At 75.6% G+C, this 19,086-nt stretch carries 16 protein-coding genes and 1 pseudogene; 10 read left to right on the plus strand and 7 right to left on the minus strand.

Features of this window, described 5'->3' with window-relative positions:
- Positions 1–202: 202 nt before the first annotated feature.
- Together M6G08_RS04415 and chpG are read right to left on the minus strand one after the other, a co-directional pair.
- Positions 203–934 (minus strand): hypothetical protein, encoded by a 732-nt coding sequence (locus M6G08_RS04415; RefSeq protein WP_272585873.1) that lies wholly within the window; start codon positions 932–934, stop codon positions 203–205.
- Positions 935–1,207: 273 nt separating this feature from the next.
- Positions 1,208–1,447: a chaplin ChpG gene (chpG, locus tag M6G08_RS04420; RefSeq protein ID WP_073723170.1), complete on the minus strand. Its 240-nt coding sequence runs from the start codon at positions 1,445–1,447 to the stop codon at positions 1,208–1,210.
- Positions 1,448–1,775: 328 nt separating this feature from the next.
- Between chpG and M6G08_RS04425 the strand changes: the two genes are divergently transcribed.
- From M6G08_RS04425 to M6G08_RS04460, 8 genes and pseudogenes are all read left to right on the plus strand, one after another.
- Positions 1,776–3,074 (plus strand): glycosyltransferase, encoded by a 1,299-nt coding sequence (locus tag M6G08_RS04425; protein WP_272585874.1) that lies wholly within the window; start codon positions 1,776–1,778, stop codon positions 3,072–3,074.
- Positions 3,071–4,577, plus strand: a pseudogene (locus M6G08_RS04430) (sugar transferase). Before M6G08_RS04425 ends, M6G08_RS04430 begins: the two are co-directional and overlap by 4 nt.
- Before the next feature lie 5 nt (positions 4,578–4,582).
- Positions 4,583–5,974 (plus strand): O-antigen ligase family protein, encoded by a 1,392-nt coding sequence (locus tag M6G08_RS04435; protein WP_272585875.1) that lies wholly within the window; start codon positions 4,583–4,585, stop codon positions 5,972–5,974.
- 11 nt (positions 5,975–5,985) lie between these two features.
- On the plus strand, positions 5,986–7,767 hold the full coding sequence (murJ, locus tag M6G08_RS04440; RefSeq protein ID WP_443049003.1) for a murein biosynthesis integral membrane protein MurJ: 1,782 nt from the start codon (positions 5,986–5,988) through the stop codon (positions 7,765–7,767).
- Between the two features lie 91 nt (positions 7,768–7,858).
- A complete protein-coding gene (locus M6G08_RS04445; RefSeq protein WP_272591256.1) occupies positions 7,859–8,548 on the plus strand; it encodes a polysaccharide deacetylase family protein in 690 nt (229 codons plus the stop codon).
- A 1-nt stretch (position 8,549) separates the two neighbouring features.
- Positions 8,550–9,710, plus strand: coding sequence for a glycosyltransferase (locus tag M6G08_RS04450; protein ID WP_272585876.1), 1,161 nt, complete (start codon positions 8,550–8,552; stop codon positions 9,708–9,710).
- On the plus strand, positions 9,707–10,438 hold the full coding sequence (locus tag M6G08_RS04455) for a YveK family protein (RefSeq protein ID WP_272585877.1): 732 nt from the start codon (positions 9,707–9,709) through the stop codon (positions 10,436–10,438). The genes M6G08_RS04450 and M6G08_RS04455 overlap by 4 nt, the downstream gene beginning before the upstream one ends.
- A 47-nt stretch (positions 10,439–10,485) precedes the next feature.
- Positions 10,486–11,613 carry a GNAT family N-acetyltransferase gene (locus M6G08_RS04460; protein ID WP_272591257.1) on the plus strand — a complete coding sequence of 376 codons (1,128 nt, stop codon included), beginning with the start codon at positions 10,486–10,488 and terminating at the stop codon, positions 11,611–11,613.
- A gap of 28 nt (positions 11,614–11,641) precedes the next feature.
- Here M6G08_RS04460 and M6G08_RS04465 read toward each other — a convergent pair whose 3' ends face one another.
- Positions 11,642–12,847, minus strand: a complete 1,206-nt coding sequence (locus M6G08_RS04465) for a glycoside hydrolase family 26 protein (RefSeq protein ID WP_272585878.1) — start codon at positions 12,845–12,847, stop codon at positions 11,642–11,644.
- Positions 12,848–12,985: 138 nt separating this feature from the next.
- Between M6G08_RS04465 and M6G08_RS04470 the strand changes: the two genes are divergently transcribed.
- Positions 12,986–14,287, plus strand: a complete 1,302-nt coding sequence (locus M6G08_RS04470; protein ID WP_272585879.1) for a carboxylate--amine ligase — start codon at positions 12,986–12,988, stop codon at positions 14,285–14,287.
- Between the two features lie 239 nt (positions 14,288–14,526).
- Here M6G08_RS04470 and M6G08_RS04475 read toward each other — a convergent pair whose 3' ends face one another.
- The 3 genes from M6G08_RS04475 to rdlA all read right to left on the minus strand — a co-directional run bounded on the left by M6G08_RS04475 (position 14,527) and on the right by rdlA (position 16,357).
- Complete coding sequence (locus M6G08_RS04475; protein ID WP_272585880.1) at positions 14,527–15,312, minus strand: chaplin; 786 nt, start codon at positions 15,310–15,312, stop codon at positions 14,527–14,529.
- A 134-nt stretch (positions 15,313–15,446) separates the two neighbouring features.
- Positions 15,447–15,674 (minus strand): chaplin ChpD, encoded by a 228-nt coding sequence (gene chpD, locus M6G08_RS04480; protein WP_272591258.1) that lies wholly within the window; start codon positions 15,672–15,674, stop codon positions 15,447–15,449.
- Positions 15,675–15,964: 290 nt separating this feature from the next.
- Positions 15,965–16,357 (minus strand): rodlin RdlA, encoded by a 393-nt coding sequence (rdlA, locus tag M6G08_RS04485; RefSeq protein ID WP_272585881.1) that lies wholly within the window; start codon positions 16,355–16,357, stop codon positions 15,965–15,967.
- 262 nt (positions 16,358–16,619) lie between these two features.
- Here rdlA and rdlB point away from each other — a divergent pair, with 262 nt between their 5' ends.
- The gene (gene rdlB / locus M6G08_RS04490) at positions 16,620–17,012 is read left to right on the plus strand and encodes a rodlin RdlB (RefSeq protein WP_272585882.1); all 393 of its coding nucleotides are present in this window, start codon (positions 16,620–16,622) and stop codon (positions 17,010–17,012) included.
- Positions 17,013–17,092: 80 nt separating this feature from the next.
- On the opposite strand, the gene M6G08_RS04495 is transcribed toward rdlB, so the two are convergent.
- A complete protein-coding gene (locus tag M6G08_RS04495; RefSeq protein WP_272585883.1) occupies positions 17,093–19,021 on the minus strand; it encodes an AMP-dependent synthetase/ligase in 1,929 nt (642 codons plus the stop codon).
- Positions 19,022–19,086: the final 65 nt, after the last annotated feature.

Here is a 19,086-nt window from a genome sequence, read left to right on the forward strand (position 1 = left end):
CCTAACGACCTGTACCGGGCACGGAAACCCCGCGTCCGGAAGACATATGAGATCCCTTGATGACGGAATGCCCGGTGACGGAATCATGCTCGGCGGCGGAACACGCTCGGTGCCGGAACACGCTCGGTGGCGCAATGGGAAAGGGCCGCCGCGCCACCCCGGAAAAGGCGGGGTGGCGCGGCGGCCCGGAACGCCGAGGGCGTCAGGAGGGGTTCGCCGGCAGCGGCGCGGCCGGGGCGGCGGCCTCCGGGGCGGCGGCCTCCGGAGCGGCCGGCAGCGCGGGCAGTCCGGCCAGGTCCGCGGCGGGCAGCCCACCGCCGACCAGCGTGGCGGCGACGACGTTGACGACGCCGGTCACCACGTCCTTGACGGCCGGGCTCACCTGTTCGGCGGTGCCGGAGGTGCTGGCCTTGATCAGGGCGTCGATCTGCTTCTGCAGGTCGGCGTAGGCGGAGGCGGTCAGGTCGGCCGCCGCCGCGGTCTCGTCGCTGTCCTGCGCCGCGACGGGCGCCGGCAGCGTGACCGGGGTCTCGGCCTCCGGGGCGGTCACGACCGGCGGCTGGGCCGGGGTGCTCGTGCCCGGCGTGGTCGTCGCCGTGTCGTCGGCGTCCGCGTCCGCCGCCTCGGCCTTGGCGAGGGCGTCCTTGACGGCGGCGGAGAGCTGGTCCGCGTCGGTGGCGGCGAGCTTGCCGTTGTCGGCCTTGAGTACGGCGCCGAGCAGGTCGGTCACCGGCGTCAGCACGCCGCCCAGGCCGGCCAGGCTGCCGACCTGGTCCTGCAGTTCGGCGGCGTCGGGCAGGGGCGCGTGGGATGCCACGTGGGTGCGTTCCCGGACCGATTCGCCATCGGCCGCCATCACCGCCGGCCCGGAGAGACCGATCAGGAGGCCGGCGGTGAGGGCGGTGGTGGCGATTCGCCGTGCGGGCAGACGCATGAGGGGTTCCTTTCGGTGGTGCGTCGGATCTTGTGCCCACCGTGGAAGCGCCCGTGCCGCTCTGCAACCGAGCCGTGACCGTACGTCCGCACCCGCTTCTCCCCCCGTCGGCGTCCTGCCTGGTGGGGCGGCCTGTCAAGGCCCGTCCGCCGTGTCGGCGCGCACACCCCCCATTCGGGGCAGCACACCGCCGTCCGCGCGGCAACGCGAACCGGCCGCCCGCTCGCGGAGGAACCGCGGTACGGACGGCCGGTGCGGGGTTCGAGCCGAGGGTCAGTCGTTCTCGCACTCGTTGCCGAACGCCGGGTTCAGCAGGCCGATGATGTCGACCGTGTTGCCGCAGACGTTGACCGGGATGTGGACCGGGACCTGCACGACGTTGCCCGACAGGACGCCCGGGGAGTGAGCGGCGGCGGCCTGCGCGCCGGCGTCGGCAGCGGCGACACCGGCGGTGCCCGCCACCGCGGCGGCGGCGACGGAGGTCAGGGCCAGGCCCTTCGCGATACGCGACATGGAGAAGTGCTCCTTGGGGTTGACACAAACATCCGGGCGGGTGCCCGGCGCAGTGTCAACGCGTGGCACACGCGTGAGTTGTGCCGCCGAAAGGGTGATCTCGCGGAAAGTGACGTTCACGGTTCCAACACACTTGCCCGGTTTCACCGTATTAGTACGGATAGCGGCTAGAGTCCCACACCATCCGACGCATCCCTGGTGCGCCACTGCGGGGCATCGACCGAGGGCACTCTCCGAGAGCTCCGGACGTGGCGGTGACCAGCCGGTTTTCTGCGGTGAGGCGCGTTTTCGCCCGTCCCGAGCATGTTCCGTGAGCGAGGAAACGCGTATGCACCTGTCACCGACCGACTCCCGGTCACGGGTTCTGCACGTCACCCAGCCGGTGGACGGCGGGGTCGCCCGAGTCGTGACCGACCTGACACGGGCTCAGCTCGCCGCGGGACTGCGCGTCACGGTCGCCTGTCCGGACGATGGCTCTCTCGCCGCCGGGCTCCGTTCGCTCGGCGCCGACGTGCGGCACTGGCCGGCGACGCGGTCGCCGGGCCCGGGCCTGCCGGCGGAGGTACGGCGGCTCGCCCGCGTGATCGGGAACGTGCGGCCCGACCTGGTGCACGCGCACAGCGCGAAGGCCGGCCTCGCGGTGCGGCTCGCCGTGCGGGGTGGGGTACCGACGGTGTTCCAGCCGCACGCCTGGTCGTTCGAGGCGGTCGGCGGGGCCGCCGCGGCGCTCGCGCTCGGCTGGGAACGGTGGGGCGCGCGCTGGGCGGCGCGCACGGTGTGCGTGAGCGAGGCGGAACGGGCGCGCGGGGTGCGGGCCGGGATTCGCGGGCGGTGGGCGGTGATCCCGAACGGCGTCGACCCCGGCCGCTTCGGCACCGTCACCGCGCAGGAGGTGGACGCCGTCCGGCTGCGGTGCGGCGCCGGCCCCGACGCCCCGCTGGTGGTGTGCGTGGGCCGTCTGTGCCGGCAGAAGGGGCAGGACATTCTCCTGACCGCCTGGGAGTCGGTGCTCGCGCGGGTGCCGGGGGCCAGGCTGGTACTGGTCGGTGACGGCCCGGACCGCGCCCGTCTCACGGCACGCGCCTCGGCGTACGGCTTCGGGGTCGCGGCAGTTCCCGGTGGCGGGGCACGGCCGGGCCGACGGCCCCCCGCCCCGGTGCTGTTCGCCGGTGCCGTCGCGGACGCCGCCCCCTGGTACCGGGCCGCCGACCTGGTCGTCCTGCCGTCGCGCTGGGAGGGCATGGCGCTCGCCCCGCTGGAGGCGATGGCCTGCGGCCGGCCCGTGGTGACGACCGGTGTGGACGGCGCCCGCGAGGTGCTGCCGGCCGCGCTCGTCCCGCACTGCCTGGTGCCGCCCGGGGACGCGGTGGCGCTGGCCGACGCCGTGAGCGGGCTGCTGCTCGACGCGCCGCTGCGCACGTCGCTGGGCCTGCGGGGGCGCGCGCACGTCCGGTCCGCGCACGACGTACGCCGCACCGCCGCCGCGGTCGCCGCGGTCTACGCCGACCTCCTCGGCGGGGCGGGAGCGGCCGGACACGGGGCGGCGGGCGAGACACGCGTCCTCCCCAGACCCGTGGGCCGGCCGGTCGTCGCGTCCACCGAGTACAGGGAGTCCACGCACCCGTGACCGCGGAAAGCACCGTCCCCACCCCCGCCGGCCAGCCGCGCGACCTCGGCGCCTCCCCCGTCTCGCTACTGCCGCGGCGCACCGGCGCCGCGGGCTTCCGGCTCCCCGCCGGGCGTCCCGTTCCCCGGCCGGACTCCCCGCTGCCGCTGATCGTGGCGGACGGCACGGCGGCCCTGCCGGGTTCGCTGCTCCTGACCGGCGCCCCGCACCAGCCGCTGCTCGCGGTGCTGCTGGTCACCGCCTCGGTGCTGCTGCGCCCGCGCCCCGCCGCCCGGCGGCTGCCGGGCGCGCTGGACGACCTGCCCGCCCTGTGCGGCCGTGTCGCGGTGCTCTGGCTGTCGCTCGGGGCGCTCGTCGCGGCGTACGCCCCACCGCACGCGCTGTCCGCCCGCACCCTGCTCCTCGGCTTCCTCGTGCACGCGGCGACGGGCTGCGCGGGCCGGGGCGTCGTGCACCGGGCGCCGCGCCGTACCGCGCGCCGGGCCCGCCCCCGCGCCGCCGCGGCCCGCCCCGCCGCGCCGCGCGGCCGTGCGCGCGGCCGCGGCCGTGCTGCCCGCCGCGCTGCGGGGTGCGCCCGGTCCGCTCGTGGCTCGGCCGCTGCGCGAGCCGCGCTGCGGGGTGCGCCCGGTCGGGCTCGTGGCCGACGAGCCCGGCGGCACACCGGGCGGCCTGCCCGTGCTGACCACGGGCGAGGAGGTGCGGCGGGCGGTCGTGCAGAACGGCGTACGGGACGTACTGGCCGTGCACCCGTCCGGGCGCGGCCGTCAGGGCGCGCTGCTGCGGGCGCTGGCCGAGTCGGGGTGCGCGGTGTGGGAGGTCGAGGCGGACACCCCCTCCCGCGCCGACGCCCCCGCCGCCTCGTCCGCGGGCCGGGACCGGCTCGCCGGATTCGCCTGCCGGCGCCTGGAGCCAGACGTCCGGCGGCCGGGCGGCGCCGGCAAGCGGGTGCTGGACGTGACGGTGTCCGGGGCGCTGCTGCTGCTGCTGAGCCCGCTGCTGCTGGCCTGCGCGGCCGTGCTGAGGCTGGTCGGCGGCCCGGGCGTGGTGTTCCGGCAGGAGCGCGTCGGCAAGGACGGCGCGCCGTTCACGCTGCTGAAGTTCCGCACCCACCGCCCGGCCGACGCGCACGAGTCGGCGACCCGGTGGAGCGTGGCGGACGAGCGGCGGATGCCCTGGTTCTGCCGCTTCCTGCGCCGTACCTCGCTCGACGAGCTGCTCCAGCTGTGGAACGTCTTCCGGGGCGACATGAGCCTGGTCGGCCCGCGTCCCGAACGCCCGTACTTCGTGGCGCGGTTCAGCCAGACCTACCCGGGATACGCCGCCCGCCACCGGGTGCCGGCCGGCATCACGGGACTGGCCCAGATCAACGGGCTGCGCGGCGACACCTCCATCGAGGACCGGGCCCGCTTCGACAACGCCTACATCGACGACTGGTCGCTGTGGCAGGACGTCTGCATCCTGCTGCGCACCGCCGTCGCGCTCGTGCGGCCGTCGGGGAGCTGAGCGAGGTGGCCCACGCCCTGCCCCTGGCGCCCGCGGCGCGCGTACGCCGACGGCTGCCGCCCGTGCTGGCCGTGGTGGCGGTCGTCGCGCTGCTCGCCCTGCCGGTCGCGGGTGACGGCACGGACGGCGCGCACCCGGCGGACCTGGCCTCGGGGCTGGCGGTGCTGTACTGCGCCGTCCGGCTGGTACGGGACCGGCGGCGCCCCCTGTCCGGCAGGGCGGCCGCGGTGCTGGGGCTGCCCGTGCTCGGTCTCGCCGTCGCCGCCATGGGCGCGCTGTCGCCGGGGGCGGGGCTCACCGGGCTCGGCCGCTACCTCCAGGTCTTCGTCCTCGTCCCCGCCACCGTGCTGCTGCTGGTCCGCGACCGCGGTGACGTGCGGCTGCTCGCCTGGTCGACGGTGGGGCTGGCGGCGTGGCAGGGGGCGGTCGGCGTCCACCAGTACGTCACCGGGACCGGGGCCTCCTACCGGGGCGAGCAGGTCCGGGCCGTGGGCACCTTCGGGCCGCAGGACGTGATGGGCATGGCCACGGTGGTCTCCCTGGGCGTGGTCTGCGCGGTGGGACTGGCGCTGGGCCGGACGCCGGCGCGGCAGCGGCTGCTCGCCGCGGGGTGCGCGCTCGTCCTGCTGCTGCCGCTGGCCCTGTCGTTCAGCCGCGGGGCGTGGATCGCGACGGCTCTGACGTGCGCGGCCCAGTTGCTGCTCGCGGGGGTGCGCCGGGCGCTGGCGGTGGGGGCGGCCGTGGTGGCGGCGGGCGTGGTGCTGGTGGGCGGGTTCGGGGTGGGCACGGCGATGCTCCAGGAACGGGTCGGCAGCATCACCCGGGTCGCCGACGCGCCCGACCAGTCGGTGACCGACCGGTACACCATGTGGGCGGCGGCCGTCGGCATGTGGCACGAGCGGCCGCTGACGGGCGTGGGGCTGAAGGGCTTCCCCGAGCACCGCGACGGGCACGCCTCGCTGGCGCTGTCCTCGGGCAGCGAGACCGACGGCGCCGGCGCGGGCTACCACAGGCAACCGCTGCTGTCCCCGCACAACATGTATCTGCTGGTCCTCGCCGAGCAGGGGCTGTTCGGGCTGCTCACGCTCGCGGGGAGCTGGCTGGCGCTGCTCGTGCTCGGGCTGCGGAGGCTGCGTGCGGTGCGGCGTTCCGGGCGGGCGGGGCAGGACTGCGCGCTGGTCGCCTGCGGGCTGCTGGTGTGGCAGCTGACCGACTTCGCCTACGCCGACATCGGCGGGCCCTCGACCGTGCTGACGGCGGTGTGCTTCGGGCTGGCGGCGTGGTGGGGGCTGGGAACCGATGCGACGGTGGGCCCCGCACCCGTCCCGGCGCCCGCACCCCTTTCGGCGCCCGCACCCGTTCCGGCGCCCGGTACCAAGGAGGCGCCGGCGCCGTGAAGACACCCTCCGTGCGCACGCCGGACGAGGCGGCGGTACCGGCGGCCCGGAGCGCCGACGTCCCCGGCACGGACGCCGCCGCGCCCGCCGGGGGCCGGCCCTCCTCCGGCCTCCTCGCCCGTGCCGCGCTGGTCACGGCCGCGCTGTCGGTGGCCGGGTCGGTGCTCGGGCTGGTCCGGGACCAGGCGCTGGCCCGGCTGTTCGGTGCGGGGCGCGAGACGGACGCCTTCCTGGTGGCCTGGACGGTGCCGGAGTTCGCGGCGACGCTGCTCATCGAGGACGGGCTGGCCTTCGCGCTGGTGCCGATGTTCAGCCTCGCCCTGGCGCGCCGCGCGCGGGGCACCGCCCCCGGTGACCCGGTCCGCGCGCTGGTCGCCTCCACCCTGCCCCGGCTGTCGCTGGCCTTCGCCGCGGCCGGCACGCTGGCCGTCGTCGCGGCACCGGTGCTGGTGCGCGCCCTGGCCCCCGGCCTGCCCGACCACGCCCTGGCCGTCGACTGCACCCGCCTGACCGCCACCTGCGTCGTGAGCTTCGGGCTGGCCGGGTACTGCAGCGCCGCCCTGCGCGCCCACCGCCGGTTCCTGGCACCGGCGGCGATCTACGTCGCCTACAACACCGGCATCATCACCGCGATGTTCGTGCTCGGCGGGCGCTGGGGGGTGCGCTCGGCGGCCGTCGGGGTCGCGGTCGGCGGCTTGCTGATGGTGGCGGCGCAACTGCCGTCGCTGCTCGGGCAGCTGCGCCACCGGGAGAACGGCGACGGCACCGCCCGGACCACGGGCACCGAGAACGACGACCCGGCACGCCCCCTCGCGCTCGCCCTCTTCGGCACCGTCCTGCTCTTCGCCCTGTGCCGGCAGTCCCAGGTCGTCATCGAGCGTTTCCTCGCCTCCGGGCTCCCCTCCGGCGCCATCTCGCACCTGAACTACGCGCAGAAGGTGGCCCAGATCCCGATGACGCTGTCGCTGATGCTGTGCACGGTCACCTTCCCCGTGGTGGCGCGGGCGGTGGCCGACGGCGACACCGAACGGGCCCGCGACCGGGTGGAGCGGGACGTGGCGCTGGCCGCAGGCCTGGTGCTGCTGGGCACGGCGGCGGTCGTGGCCTGCGCACCGCAGATGGTCCAGCTGCTCTTCCAGCGCGGCGCGTTCACGGCCGCCGACACGGCGGCGACGGCGGGCGTGATGCGCGTGTACGCCCTCGGGCTGCTCGGCCAGACGGTGGTGGGCGCGCTGGCCCGCTCGTACTTCTCGGCGGGCCGCGCCAGCTGGTACCCGCTCGGCGTGATGGCCGCCGGCATCGCCGCCACCGCCGTCATCGGCGCCCTCGCCGTCGGCCCGTGGGGCGTGGCCGGGATCGCCGCCGCCAACGCCGCCGGCATCACCGTCACCGCCGCCCTGCTGCTGGCCGGTATGGGTCCGCGCAGCGTTCCCGTGCGCGTGCCGCGCGTCCTCGGCGACCTGGGCCGGCCGGTGCCGGCGGCGGTCGGCGCGACGGTGGCGGGCGCGCTGGTCGCGGACCGGTTCACCGGCCCCGGCGGCTCCCCCGCCGTCGCCCTGGCCGCCGGTGCCGCGGCCGTCGTCGGCGTCTTCGCCGTCCTCGGTCTGGCCCTGGGCGTCCAGGGCGTCGCTCCCGCCCTGGGGTCCGTCCGCCGTTTCCTCCGCCCCGTCACACGAAGGCTCCCGCATGGCCGCATCAGCATCCGCCTCCCGCTCCGTCCCGGCTTCCGCCCCCGTCCCGGCTCACGCCCCCGTCCCGGCTCACGCCTCCGCCGTCTCCGCCGGTCCCGCTGACTTCCGCACCCGCACCCGCGCCCGCGCCCGCCCCCGCCCCCGTACGCGCACCGAAGCCGCCGCCCGCCCCGGCACCGTCCCCTGGGTGGCGATGTACCACTCCGTCGGCGACGCCTCCGACGACCCGTACCGCGTCACGGTCACGCCCGAGCGGCTGGACGCGCAGCTCGGCTGGCTGCGCCGGCGCGGCCTGCGAGGGGTGTCCGTGGCCGAGTTGCTGGCGGCACGGGCCCGCGGCGAGGGCCGGGGGCTGGTCGGGCTGACCTTCGACGACGGGTACGCCGACTTCGTCGAGCACGCGCTGCCCCGCCTGAGCCGCCACGGCTGCGGGGCCACCCTGTTCGTACTGCCTGGGCGGCTCGGCGGCGACAACGCGTGGGACCCGCTGGGGCCGCGCAAGCCCCTGCTGACCGCCGACGGCATCCGGCACGCCGCGGCCCAGGGCGTCGAGATCGGCTCGCACGGCCTCACCCACGTCGACCTGACCGACGCCGACGACGCCACGCTGACGGCCGAGACCGCCGACAGCCGGGCCCTGCTCACCGAGCTGACCGGCGCCCCGGTCACCGGCTTCTGCTACCCGTACGGCACGGTCGACGCCCGGGCCGCCGACGCCGTACGGGCCGCCGGGTACACGTACGCCTGCGCCATCGACCCCGGCCCGCTCACCGGCCCGCACGCGCTGCCCCGTGTGCACGTGGGGCAGCGGGACACGGCCGTACGGCTGCTGCTGAAGACCCGGCTGCACCGTCTGCGCCGCCGTGCCGCCACGGGGGTGTGAGGTGAGGGCCCTGCACGTCATCACCGGCCTCGGCGTGGGCGGCGCCGAGCAGCAGCTGCGGCTGCTCCTGCGCCACCTCCCCGTCGACTGCGACGTCGTGACGCTCACCAACCCGGGCCCGGTCGCCGACGGGCTGACGGCCGACGGCGTCGACGTCGTCCACCTCGGCATGGCCGGCAACCGCGACCTGGCCGCGCTGCCCCGCCTGACCCGGCTGATCCGCACCGGCGGCTACGACCTGGTCCACACCCACCTCTACCGGGCCTGCCTCTACGGCCGCCTCGCCGCCCGCCTGGCCGGCGTGCGCGCCGTCGTCGCCACCGAACACTCCCTCGGCGACTCCCAGATGGAGGGCCGCCCGCTCACCCCCGGCGTCCGCGCGCTGTACCTGGCCGGGGAGCGGCTGGGCAGCGCCACGGTCGCCGTCTCGCCCACCGTCGCCGACCGGCTGAAGCGGTGGGGCGTGCCCGCGCCCCGCATCGAGGTCGTCCCCAACGGCATCGACCTGGCCCGCTTCCGCTTCGACCCGGTCGCCCGCCTGCGCACCCGCCGCCGCCTCGGTCTGCCCCAGGACGCGTACGTCGTCGGCGGCGTCGGCCGGCTCATCCCGGGCAAGCGGTTCGACGTGCTGGTCCGCGCGCTGGCCCGGCTCCCGGACGACTGCTGGCTGCTGCTGGTCGGCGGCGGCCCCGAGGAGCACGTCCTGCGCCGCACCGCCCGCGAGGCGGGGGTCGCCGACCGTGTCCTGCTCACCGGCGAACGCCCCTACGTCCGCGACGGCTCCCTGGGCCCCGACCTGCCCTCGCTCGCCTCGGCGATGGACGTGCTCGCCGCGCCGTCGGCCGAGGAGGCCTTCGGTCTGGCGGCCGTGGAGGGCCTGGCCTCGGGACTGCCGGTGCTCTACGCCTCCTGCCCGGCGATCGAGGACCTGCCCCCGGACGCCGCGCCCACCGCCCGGCGGGTCACCGGCGGCGCGGCGGACTACGCCCGCGCGCTCGCCGAGGTCCGCGCCGCCGCCGGGCCGGGCCCCGGGCCGCGTTCCGCGCCCGAGGCCGCCCGCCACTACTGCGTCACCCGCAGCGCCGCCCGGCTGGTGGACGTGTACGCGGCCACCCTCACGCACCCGTTGTCCCCGGCACTGAAGGGAGTCAGTTCCGCATGACCGAGTCCATGACCCGTCCCCCGGCCGAAGCCGCGGCGCCCGCGGCACCGGACGAGGAGGCCGCCCCGCCCTCCCGTCCCCGCCGCGCGCTCGCCGCCCCGCGTGCCGTCCTGCGCCGCGTCCGCACCCTGCCGCCGTGGTCCGCGCTCGCGGCCGGTGTCCTCGCCGGCGGACTGCTCGGCGCCGGCTACGGCCTGCTCACCACCGAGCGGTACTCGGCGACCAGTTACGTCGTCGCCGTCCCCGCCGACGGGTCCGACCCGGCGTCCGCGCTCGGCTTCGCACAGGCCTACGGCCGGGTCGCCACCCAGCTCGCGGTGCTCGGCGACGCGCAGATGCACGCCGGGGTGCCGGTGGCGACCCTGGAGGAGAGCGTGCGCACCGCGACCTCGCCGGACGCGCCGATGGTCTCGGTGACGGCCACCTCCTCCCGCCCGGTGGAGGCCGCCGACATGGCCAACGCGGTCGCCCGCGCGCTGACCCGGCACGCGGCCGCGGCCGCCGACGACACCCGCGTGGAGCTGCGCCAGTTCGCGCGGGCCACCGAGCCGGCCGAGCCGTCCTCCGCGCCGACCGCGCTGACCGGGCTGGTCGGGGCGAGCGCGGGCGGGCTGCTGGGCGGCCTCGCCCTGCTGGTCCGTCCCCGCCGGACCGCGCGCGAGTCCGGCCGCGCGGCGGCGCCCGTGCCCGCCCCCGCCCCGGCCGCCGACGTCCACGACCGGCTGTGACGACGTACCCGGCGACGCACCGGGCGCCGTGCCCGAGCGCGTACCCGGTGCCGTACCCGCCGCCGGGGTACACGACGGAACTGGTCACCGACGCCGGCCGCTTCGGCGCGCTGGCGGCGGACTGGGGGCGGCTGCACCGCCGGTGCGCGGCGGCGACCCCGTTCCAGAACCACGCCTGGCTGCACGCGTGGTGGCGTTCGTACGGCGCGCCCGGCCGGCTGCGGGTGCTGCTGGTCCGCGACGGCCGGGAACTGGTCGCCGCCGCGCCGCTGACCCTCGTACGGCGTCCGGTCCCGGCGCTGGTGCCGCTGGGCGGGGCGATCTCCGACTACGGGGACGTCCTGCTGGACGACGGGCGGGGGGACGCCGCGGCGGCCGCGCTCACCGGGGCGCTGTCCCGGGCGGCGCGCACCGCGCTGATCGACCTGCGCGAGGTACGGCCGGGCGCCGCCGCCGAGCGGGTCTGGGACCACTGGCGCGGGCCGCGGCACCGGGTGCCCGACTCGCTCTGCCTGGAACTGCCTGCCGCGCCCCTGCCCGAGCTGATCGCCCGGCTGCCCTCGGCCAAGTCCCGGCAGCGGGTCCGCGCCAAACTGCGCAGGCTCGACGCGCTCGGCGTCGTCGGCCGCACCGTCCCGCCCGGCGAGGTGGACGCGGCGCTGCACCGGCTGCTGGAGCTGCACCGGCTGCAGTGGCAGGGCCGGAAGGTGACCGGTGAGCACCTGCGGCCCCGGTTCCGAGACCACCTGGTGCGGGCGGTGGGGCCGATGGTGCGCTCCGGGGACGCGGTGGTCACCGAGTTCCGGATGGACGGCGAGGTGGTGGCCGTGGACGTGACGCTGCTGGCGCGGCGGCTGGCGGGCGGCTATCTGTACGGCGCCCATCCCCGGCTGCGGGAACGGAAGGCGGACGTGGCCGTGATGCTGCTGGACGCGTGCGCGGAGCACGCCCGGGCGCCGGGGCGCGCCACGCTGAGCCTGCTGCGGGGCGACGAGCCGTACAAGCACCACTGGCGCCCGGAGCCGGTGGCGAACCAGCGGCTGCTGCTGGCCCGGCGGCGCACGGCCCCGCTGCTGACGGCGGCCCTGTGCGACGCGGCCGCCCGCCGGCGGGGCAAGGAGCTGCTGCGGCACCGGCGGGAGCGGAAGGAGCACACCGGTGGCGGCGGGAGCTGACCGGCCCCGCCGCCACCGGCGCGGGCGGCTACTTGTGGCGCGCGTACCAGTCCAGGCGCATGCAGAGCTTCCCGCCGAGCCAGTACTCGACCCAGTCGCCGAGGTTCAGCGGCGAGCAGTCGGCGGCGGGCTCGGGTGCGGTGGGCACGGTGGGCACCGGGGGCGCCGTGGGCGTGGTCGGTTCCGGGGCCTCGGGGGCGGGCCCGTCGGTGCGGCCGAAGAGCACGGACCGGTAGACGGCCGTGGACCGGGGATTGTCGTCGCACTGCCACACGCCGTGCGGGCAGTAGTCGGTGAGCGTGTTGTACACGGGTTTGTGCTCGTCCATCCAGGCGAGCATCCGCCGCATGTACTCGGCGTTGTCGCCGTTGCGGAACAGCCCCCATTCCGGATAGGAGACGGGCTTGCCGTGCGCCTTGGCGAAATCGACGTGGTGTTGGAGTCCGTAGGGTTCCGTCACCTGTTCGTCGAACGACATTCCGCGCGGCTGGTCGTAGGAATCCATGCCGATGATGTCGACGGTGGCGTCCCCCGGATAGCACTCGGTCCAGGGAATGGCGTCCCGGCCGCGGCTCGGGGTGAAGTCGAAGCGGAACTTCTGTCCCGGCACCGCGCGCATGGTGGTGACGATCCTGTTCCAGTACGTCTTCCAGGCCTCGGGGTCCGGCCCGCACCGGTGGCTGTACGTGGTGCCGTTCATCTCCCAGCCGAGCACGAGGACCGTGTCCGGCACACCCAGTTCGACAAGCCGTTGGGCGAGGGCGCGGTAGTGGTGGTCGAAGCGTCCGGCGGCGCCCTGGCGCAGGAGGGCGCGCACCTCGTCGTCGTCGAGCCCTTCCTCGTTGCGCTCCATCATGGGCACGTTGAGGACGAGCATCCGGTCGGCCTCGCGGGTGCGCCAGTCGGCCCACACGTCGAGGAAGCCGGGGGCGCCCGCGATGTTGCTCCAGCGGTCGCCGGGCAGGTAGGTGTGCCCCACGCTCAGTTCCGCGCCGCCCAGCCAGTGGCTCAGCTCCGCCATCCGGGCCACGCCGCGCGGGCCGTAGTCGAGGTAGGCGCCGAAGGCGGGGGCGGCCGCCGCCGGTGCCTGGGCGGCCGGCGGGGCCGGTGCGGGCGGCGGCGGTTCTCCGGCGGCGACCTGCGGGCCCGCGGCCAGCAGGGCCGCCGCCGCGAGCACCGCCGCCACCGCGTACGCCGGCCGCCCCGGCCGGGTCCGTGTCCGGCGTACGGCCATGCCGGCTCCTTTCCTCGTCTTGTTTCGCATTACTGACACTCAGTCATATGAAATCCCGTCACGCCACCGCGGTTACGGCTTTCGAGTGGGCCGATCGCCCGCTTCGGTGACCCGGAACGAATACGAAGGAAGTCTCCCGTGTCGCTCTTCGACACCCGCGTCCCCGCCGTTGTGCTGCGGACCGACCGGAATCCCTTTCACCACGGAACGCTGGGTGCCGTGCGTTCGCTCGGCCGCGCGGGCATCGAGGTTCACCTGGTCGCCGACTGCGCCGGGAGCCCGGTCGGCGCCTCCCGCTACGTGAGCCGGCTGCACACTCCCCCGCCGCCCGGCGCGTCGCCCGCCGACGTCCTGGCGACGCTGCGCCGGGTCGCCGCGCAGGTCGCCCGGCCCGCGGTGCTGATTCCGATGGACGACGCGTGCGCGGTCGCGGTGGGCCTGGCGCGGGCCGAGCTGGCGCCCCGCTACCTGCTCCCTGACCTGCCCGGCGCGCTGCCCGGGCGGGTGGCCGACAAGGCGGAGCTGGCGGGGGTGTGCGCGGCGCTGGACGTCCCGCACCCCGAGACGCTGGTACCGGACGGGCCGGACGACGCCGCCCGTGCCGTCTGGCGGCTGGGGCTGCCGGTGGTGGCGAAGTGGAGCCGGCCGTGGCTGGTGCCGCCGGGCCGCGGGCTGCGCAGCACCGCGCTGGTGCGGTCGGCACGGGAGGCGCGGGAGCTGTACGCGCGGGCCGAGGAGGCCGGGAGCCGGCTGCTGCTCCAGGCGTTCCTGCCGCCGGGGCCGGACCGCGACTGGTTCTTCCACGGGTACGCCGACCGCTCGGGCGTGCTCCGCGCGGGCGGGCCCGGCCGCAAGACCCGCGCCAGGCCCCGGGGCGCCGGCCTGACGGCGGCCGGCCGCTGGACGCCGAACCCGCGGGTGCGGGCGCTCGCCGAGCGGATCACCGGCGAGCTGGGCTACCGGGGCATCCTCGACCTCGACTTCCGGCGCTGCGGGACGACGGGCCGCTACCACCTGCTCGACTTCAACCCGCGTCCGGGCGCCCAGTTCCGGCTGTTCACCGACACCGCCGGGCTGGACGTCGTACGCGCCCTGCACCTGGACCTGACCCACCGCCCGCTGCCGGACGGGGCGCCGCGGCCGGGGCGGGCCTTCGTGGTGGAGAACTACGCGCCGCTGAGCGCTCTGCGTCCCGTCCCCGAGGGACGCGAACTGGCCTGGCACGCCGCGGACGACCGGGCTCCCGGCAGGGCCTTGTGGACCCTGTGGGGGCGCCACGTGGCCGCCCGCCTCGTGACCCACTGGCACCGCCAGCCCCGTCTCCACCCGCGCACTCCGGCACCGGCCCACCCACGCGTCGTACGCCAGGCACCGGCGCCCTCACCCGACCACGCGGACCGTACGGACCGTGCGGAGGAGGACAGGGCGGGCAGCCACTGAGGCGCGCGCCTCCCGTCGGGGCGGTGGCGGCGGCCGGTACGCCCGAGCCGCCGCCCGTCCGCGAGCCGCTCTGCCGGGGCGGGCGCCCCTGCCTCCGCCACGCGACGATCCGCCCCGGCGCCCTCGGAACGGCGGTGACGGCCGCGGCGGGCCCGGCCCCCGAGGACAGACGTGGCGGTCCGGGGCAGCACCGCGCCCCCGGTCGACCGTGCGGGGTCGGCCGGGGGCGGCGGGGCGGGTCAGCGGCGGGTGGCCGGGCGGCTGCGCCGGTACAGGATCGCGCCGGCGGCGATCAAGCCGGCGCTGGCGGCCGCCATGCCCGCCATGGCCTCGCTGCCGGTCTCCGCGAGGACCGGCGGCTGCTCCTCGTGCGGAGACGGCGGGGTCTCCTCCTCGCCCGCGGGCGGCGGGGTCTCCTCCTCGCCGGACGGCGGGGGCTCCTCCTCCTCGGCCGGGGGCGGCGGCTCCTCCTCGGTGGGCGGAGTGGTCGGGGGCGGCGGCTCCTCCTCGCCGTAGCCGGGCGGCTCCTCCTGCTGCTGGTCGCAGGAGTTGCCGAAGACCGGGTTGAGCGCCGCGATCACGTCGACGGTGTTGCCGCAGAGGTTCACCGGTACGTCGACCGGCACCTGCGCGGCGTTGCCGGAGCCGACGCCGGGCGAACCCACCGCCTCGCCGTCCGCGACGGCGCCGGAGGCGGTGTCGACGTCGTCGGCGTTCGATCCGCCGTATCCGCCGTCCTGGTCCGAACCGTATCCGGAGCCGGAGTCGCCGGTGTGCTCGTCCGAGCTGTTCTCGCACTCGTTGCCGAAAGCCGGGTTCAGCGCGGCGATCACGTCGACGGTGTTGCCACAGGCGTTCACCGGCACGTCGACCGGGACCTGGACGGCGTTGCCGGACGCGACGCCCGGCGAGTTCTTGGCGGCTCCGTCCGCATGCGAGTCGGCAAGGGCGGGGCTGCCGCACAGGGAAAGGATGCCCGTCGCGGCGGCTGCCGCGACCATCCCCCTGCTCAGGGTCTGTCGCACTCTCGTTGTCTTCCTGCTGGTAGAGATGGCTGGGTACCGGCTGCGGGCAAGGCCGCAGAAAGGGAAAAGCCGGCCCTGAACCAAACGAGTTGGCCAAGGCCGGCCGTGACGCAGCCGGTCGGTGGGGAACGACGTCAGTCGTTCACGCACACGTTGCCGAACGCGGGGTTCAGCAGACCAACGACGTTGACGGTGTTGCCGCACACGTTGACGGGAACGTGCACGGGGACCTGGACGACATTGCCGGACAGGACACCCGGGGAGCCGACGGCGGCACCCTCGGCACCCGCGTCGGCGAAGGCCGGGGCGGCCATGCCGAGGGCCATGATCGCGCCCGCGACGACAGCAGCGCTCTTCTTCATGAACTTTCCCTTCTCTGCGGTCATGACTGAATGACGGCCGAAACCGCGCGAGCACAGCATTGACGGCCCGCACCATGACCTGCAGCCTGCAAACGAGGAATTGACGGCCGGGGAAACTACCGAACGTGGGACACCGGGCAATTCACCCGGATGCATCACGACACAGCCCGGCCGTTCCCCCAGGAGAGCGACGACGTCATTCCGCTCGCCCGGCGAAAAGCCCGGCCCGGTCACGGCACGGGCGGCCCGCGGGGAAGTCAGCGGGCCGCCCGTGCCGGGCGGGGTACGGCTCAGCCCTCGCTGTTCGCCGACAGCACCGACAGGTCCTCCAGGACGTGCGAGATCGCACCGTCCCGCTTGGCCTGCGTGGAGTTGTCCGCGCACTGCTGCGCCAGGTCGTCCGACAGGATCGGCACGTCCTGGATCGGAACCAGGTTGATGACGGCGACGTTGATGTCCTCGAGGCCGACGCACGGCTTGTTCAGCGTGCCCTCGACCAGCGACAGCTGCGGGCTCATGTCACCGTCGGTCGCCGAGTTGCCGAACGACGACGAGGCGCCGTTGCCGTTGGCCACGGCCGGCCCGTTGTCGTCCCCGATGGCCAGGGCCTGGGGGGCGGCAGCAGCGGACATGCCGATCACAGAAGCGGCAGCCGCCGCGGCGACCATTGCCTTCTTGAGCACTTCGCGTTCCTTTCGTCGTAGCGACGCACTGTCCTACGGCCTCATCAACCCGATGCGGAGTGATTGGTTGCGGGCGTTCACCCGGTTGGCCCGCACGGCATCCCGGAATCCCCGGAAAAGACGCCGGGAAACCGCGGGGAAACACCGACCCGCACACATTTCCCCCTGTCCGCCGACAGAGTGAACGGGAGAAACCCGGCCGCGTACACGGAGTTGACCAGAGCGCTCCGGTGGACGGGGTTTTTCAGAAAGGACTGGCCAAATGATCAAGAAGGTAGTCGCCTACGCGGCGATCGCCGCCTCCGTCATGGGCGCCTCCGCTGCCGCGGCCCCGCAGGCGATGGCGATCGGCGACGACAGCGGCCCCGTCTCCGCGAACGGCAACGGCGCCTCGCAGTACTTCGGCAACTCGGCGACCCACGGCAACATGAGCCCGCAGATGGCGCTCATCCAGGGCTCCTTCAACAAGCCCTGCATCGCGGTCAGCGACATCCCGGTCAGCGTCGTCAACCTCGTGCCGATCCAGGACGTGCCGATCCTGTCGGACGAGCTGACCCAGCAGTGCGCCGAGAACTCCACGCAGTCCAAGCGCGACGGCGCGCTGGCGCACCTGCTGGAGGACGTCTCGATCCTGTCCGGCAACGGCGAGGGCTGACACCGGCCGAGGGGCGGGCCGCCGAGCGCATCGGCGGTCCGCCCCTTTCGCGTGCCCGGGTCCGGCCGGTGCCCCCTGCGTCAGCGCCCCGGCGCGGCGTACAGCGCCTCGATCTCGTCGGCGTAGGCGGTCACCGCGGCCTGCCGCTTCACCTTCAGGGACGGGGTGAGCAGCCCGTTCTCCTCGGTGAACTCGCCGTCGACGATGCGGAAGGCGCGGATGGACTCGGCGCGGGAGACGGCGGCGTTGGCGTGGTCGACGGCCCGCTGGACGTCGGCGCGCATCCGCTCGTCGCGGACCAGCTCCGACAACGGGGTGTCGGCGGGGAGCTTCCGCACCGCCAGCCAGTGGGCGACGGCGTCCGGGTCCAGGGTGACCAGGGCGGCGACGAAGGGCCGGTTGTCGCCGACGACGAGGCACTGGGCGACGGGCGGGCGGCTGCGCAGGCGGTCCTCCAGGACGGCCGGAGAGACGTTCTTGCCGCCCGAGGTGACCAGGAGGTCCTTCTTGCGGCCGGTGATGGTGAGGTAGCCGTCGTCGTCGAGGGAGCCGAGGTCTCCGGTGGCGAACCAGCCGTCGGTGAGGGCGGCGTCGGTGGCCCCCGGGTTGTTCCGGTAGGCGCCGAAGACGATGCCGCCCTTGACCAGCACCTCGCCGTCGTCGGCGATGCGCACGGACGTGCCGGGGATCGGCGGGCCGACGGTGCCGGGGCGGGGGCCGAGCGGCGGGACGATGGTGGCGGCGGCGGTGGTCTCGGTGAGGCCGTAGCCCTCGTAGACCATGATTCCGGCGGCGTAGAAGAACAGGTTGAGTTCGCGCTCCAGCGGGGAGCCGCCGCTGATGGCGTAGCGCATCCGGCCGCCGAGCTCCGACCGGACCCGGCGGTAGACCAGCAGGTCGTACAGGGCCCAGCCGGCCCACAGGGCGGGGGCGGGGCCCTTGCCGCGGCCGAGGAAGTGTTCCAGGTGGGCCGCGCCGAAGCGGACGGCGAGGCGGTGGGCGCGCTCGAAGGAGGCGCCGCGGCCCATCTTCTCGGCGGTCGCGCGGCCCGTGTCGTGGATCTTCTCGAAGAGGTAGGGCACGCCGACCAGGAAGGTCGGGCGGAACTTCTTGAGCGCCGGCCGCAGTTCGTCGGGCTTGATGCTCGGGAAGTGGCCGAGCTCGATGCGGGCCAGCAGGCAGGCGATCTGGATGGTGCGGCCGAGGATGTGGGCGAGGGGCAGGAAGAGGAGAGTCGAGGCGGTCTGGCCGGTGACCTCCTTGAAGATCGGGTGCAGCAGTTCGACCGTGTTGGCGGCCTCGGCGTGCAGGTTGGCGTGGGTGAGGACGCAGCCCTTGGGGCGGCCGGTGGTGCCGGAGGTGTAGCAGACGGTCGCCACCGAGTCCGGGGTCAGTGCCGTACGGCGCTTGGTCACCTCCTCGTCGGTGACGCCCAGGCCGAGGGCCGTCAGGTCGGCGAGGGCGCCGGCGTCGAGTTCCCAGGCGCGCGGGCGCTCGTCGTGGCCGGACGTGCCGGCCACGACGGTGGCGGTGTTCGCCGCCGTCTCGGTGACGACGTGCCGGGCGCCGGAGTCGCGGACGATCCACTCGACCTGGTCGGCGGAGGAGGTCGGGTACACGGGGACGGTCTGGCCGCCGGCCGTCCAGATCGCGAAGTCCAGGACCGTCCACTCGTAGCGGGTGCGGGACATGACGGCGACCCGGCCGCCGGGTTCCAGACCGGCGGCGATCAGGCCCTTGGCCACGGCGGTCACCTCGCGGGCGAACTCCGCCGCGGTGACCGGCTGCCAGACGCCGTTCACCTCGCGGCGCAGGACGATGGCGCCGGGGGCCTCGGCCGCGTTGGTGAACGGGATGTCGGCGGTGCTGCCCGTGGTGGGGCGGGACGCCAGGGGCGCGGTGCGGGCCTCGCGGACGGTGCCGTGCGCGTCCCGGACGGTCTCGGTCCGCGCACGGGAGACCAGGTCCCCGCGCTGCCTCGCCCGTTTCAGGTCCCTGCGTACGCCCATGTCGGCTCCCGGTCGCGGATCGGAGTGGTGTTGCGCTGCCTGTTCCCTTTACTTACTTGGAAGTA

Source organism: Streptomyces sp. M92, assembly GCF_028473745.1.
GTDB lineage: Bacteria > Actinomycetota > Actinomycetes > Streptomycetales > Streptomycetaceae > Streptomyces.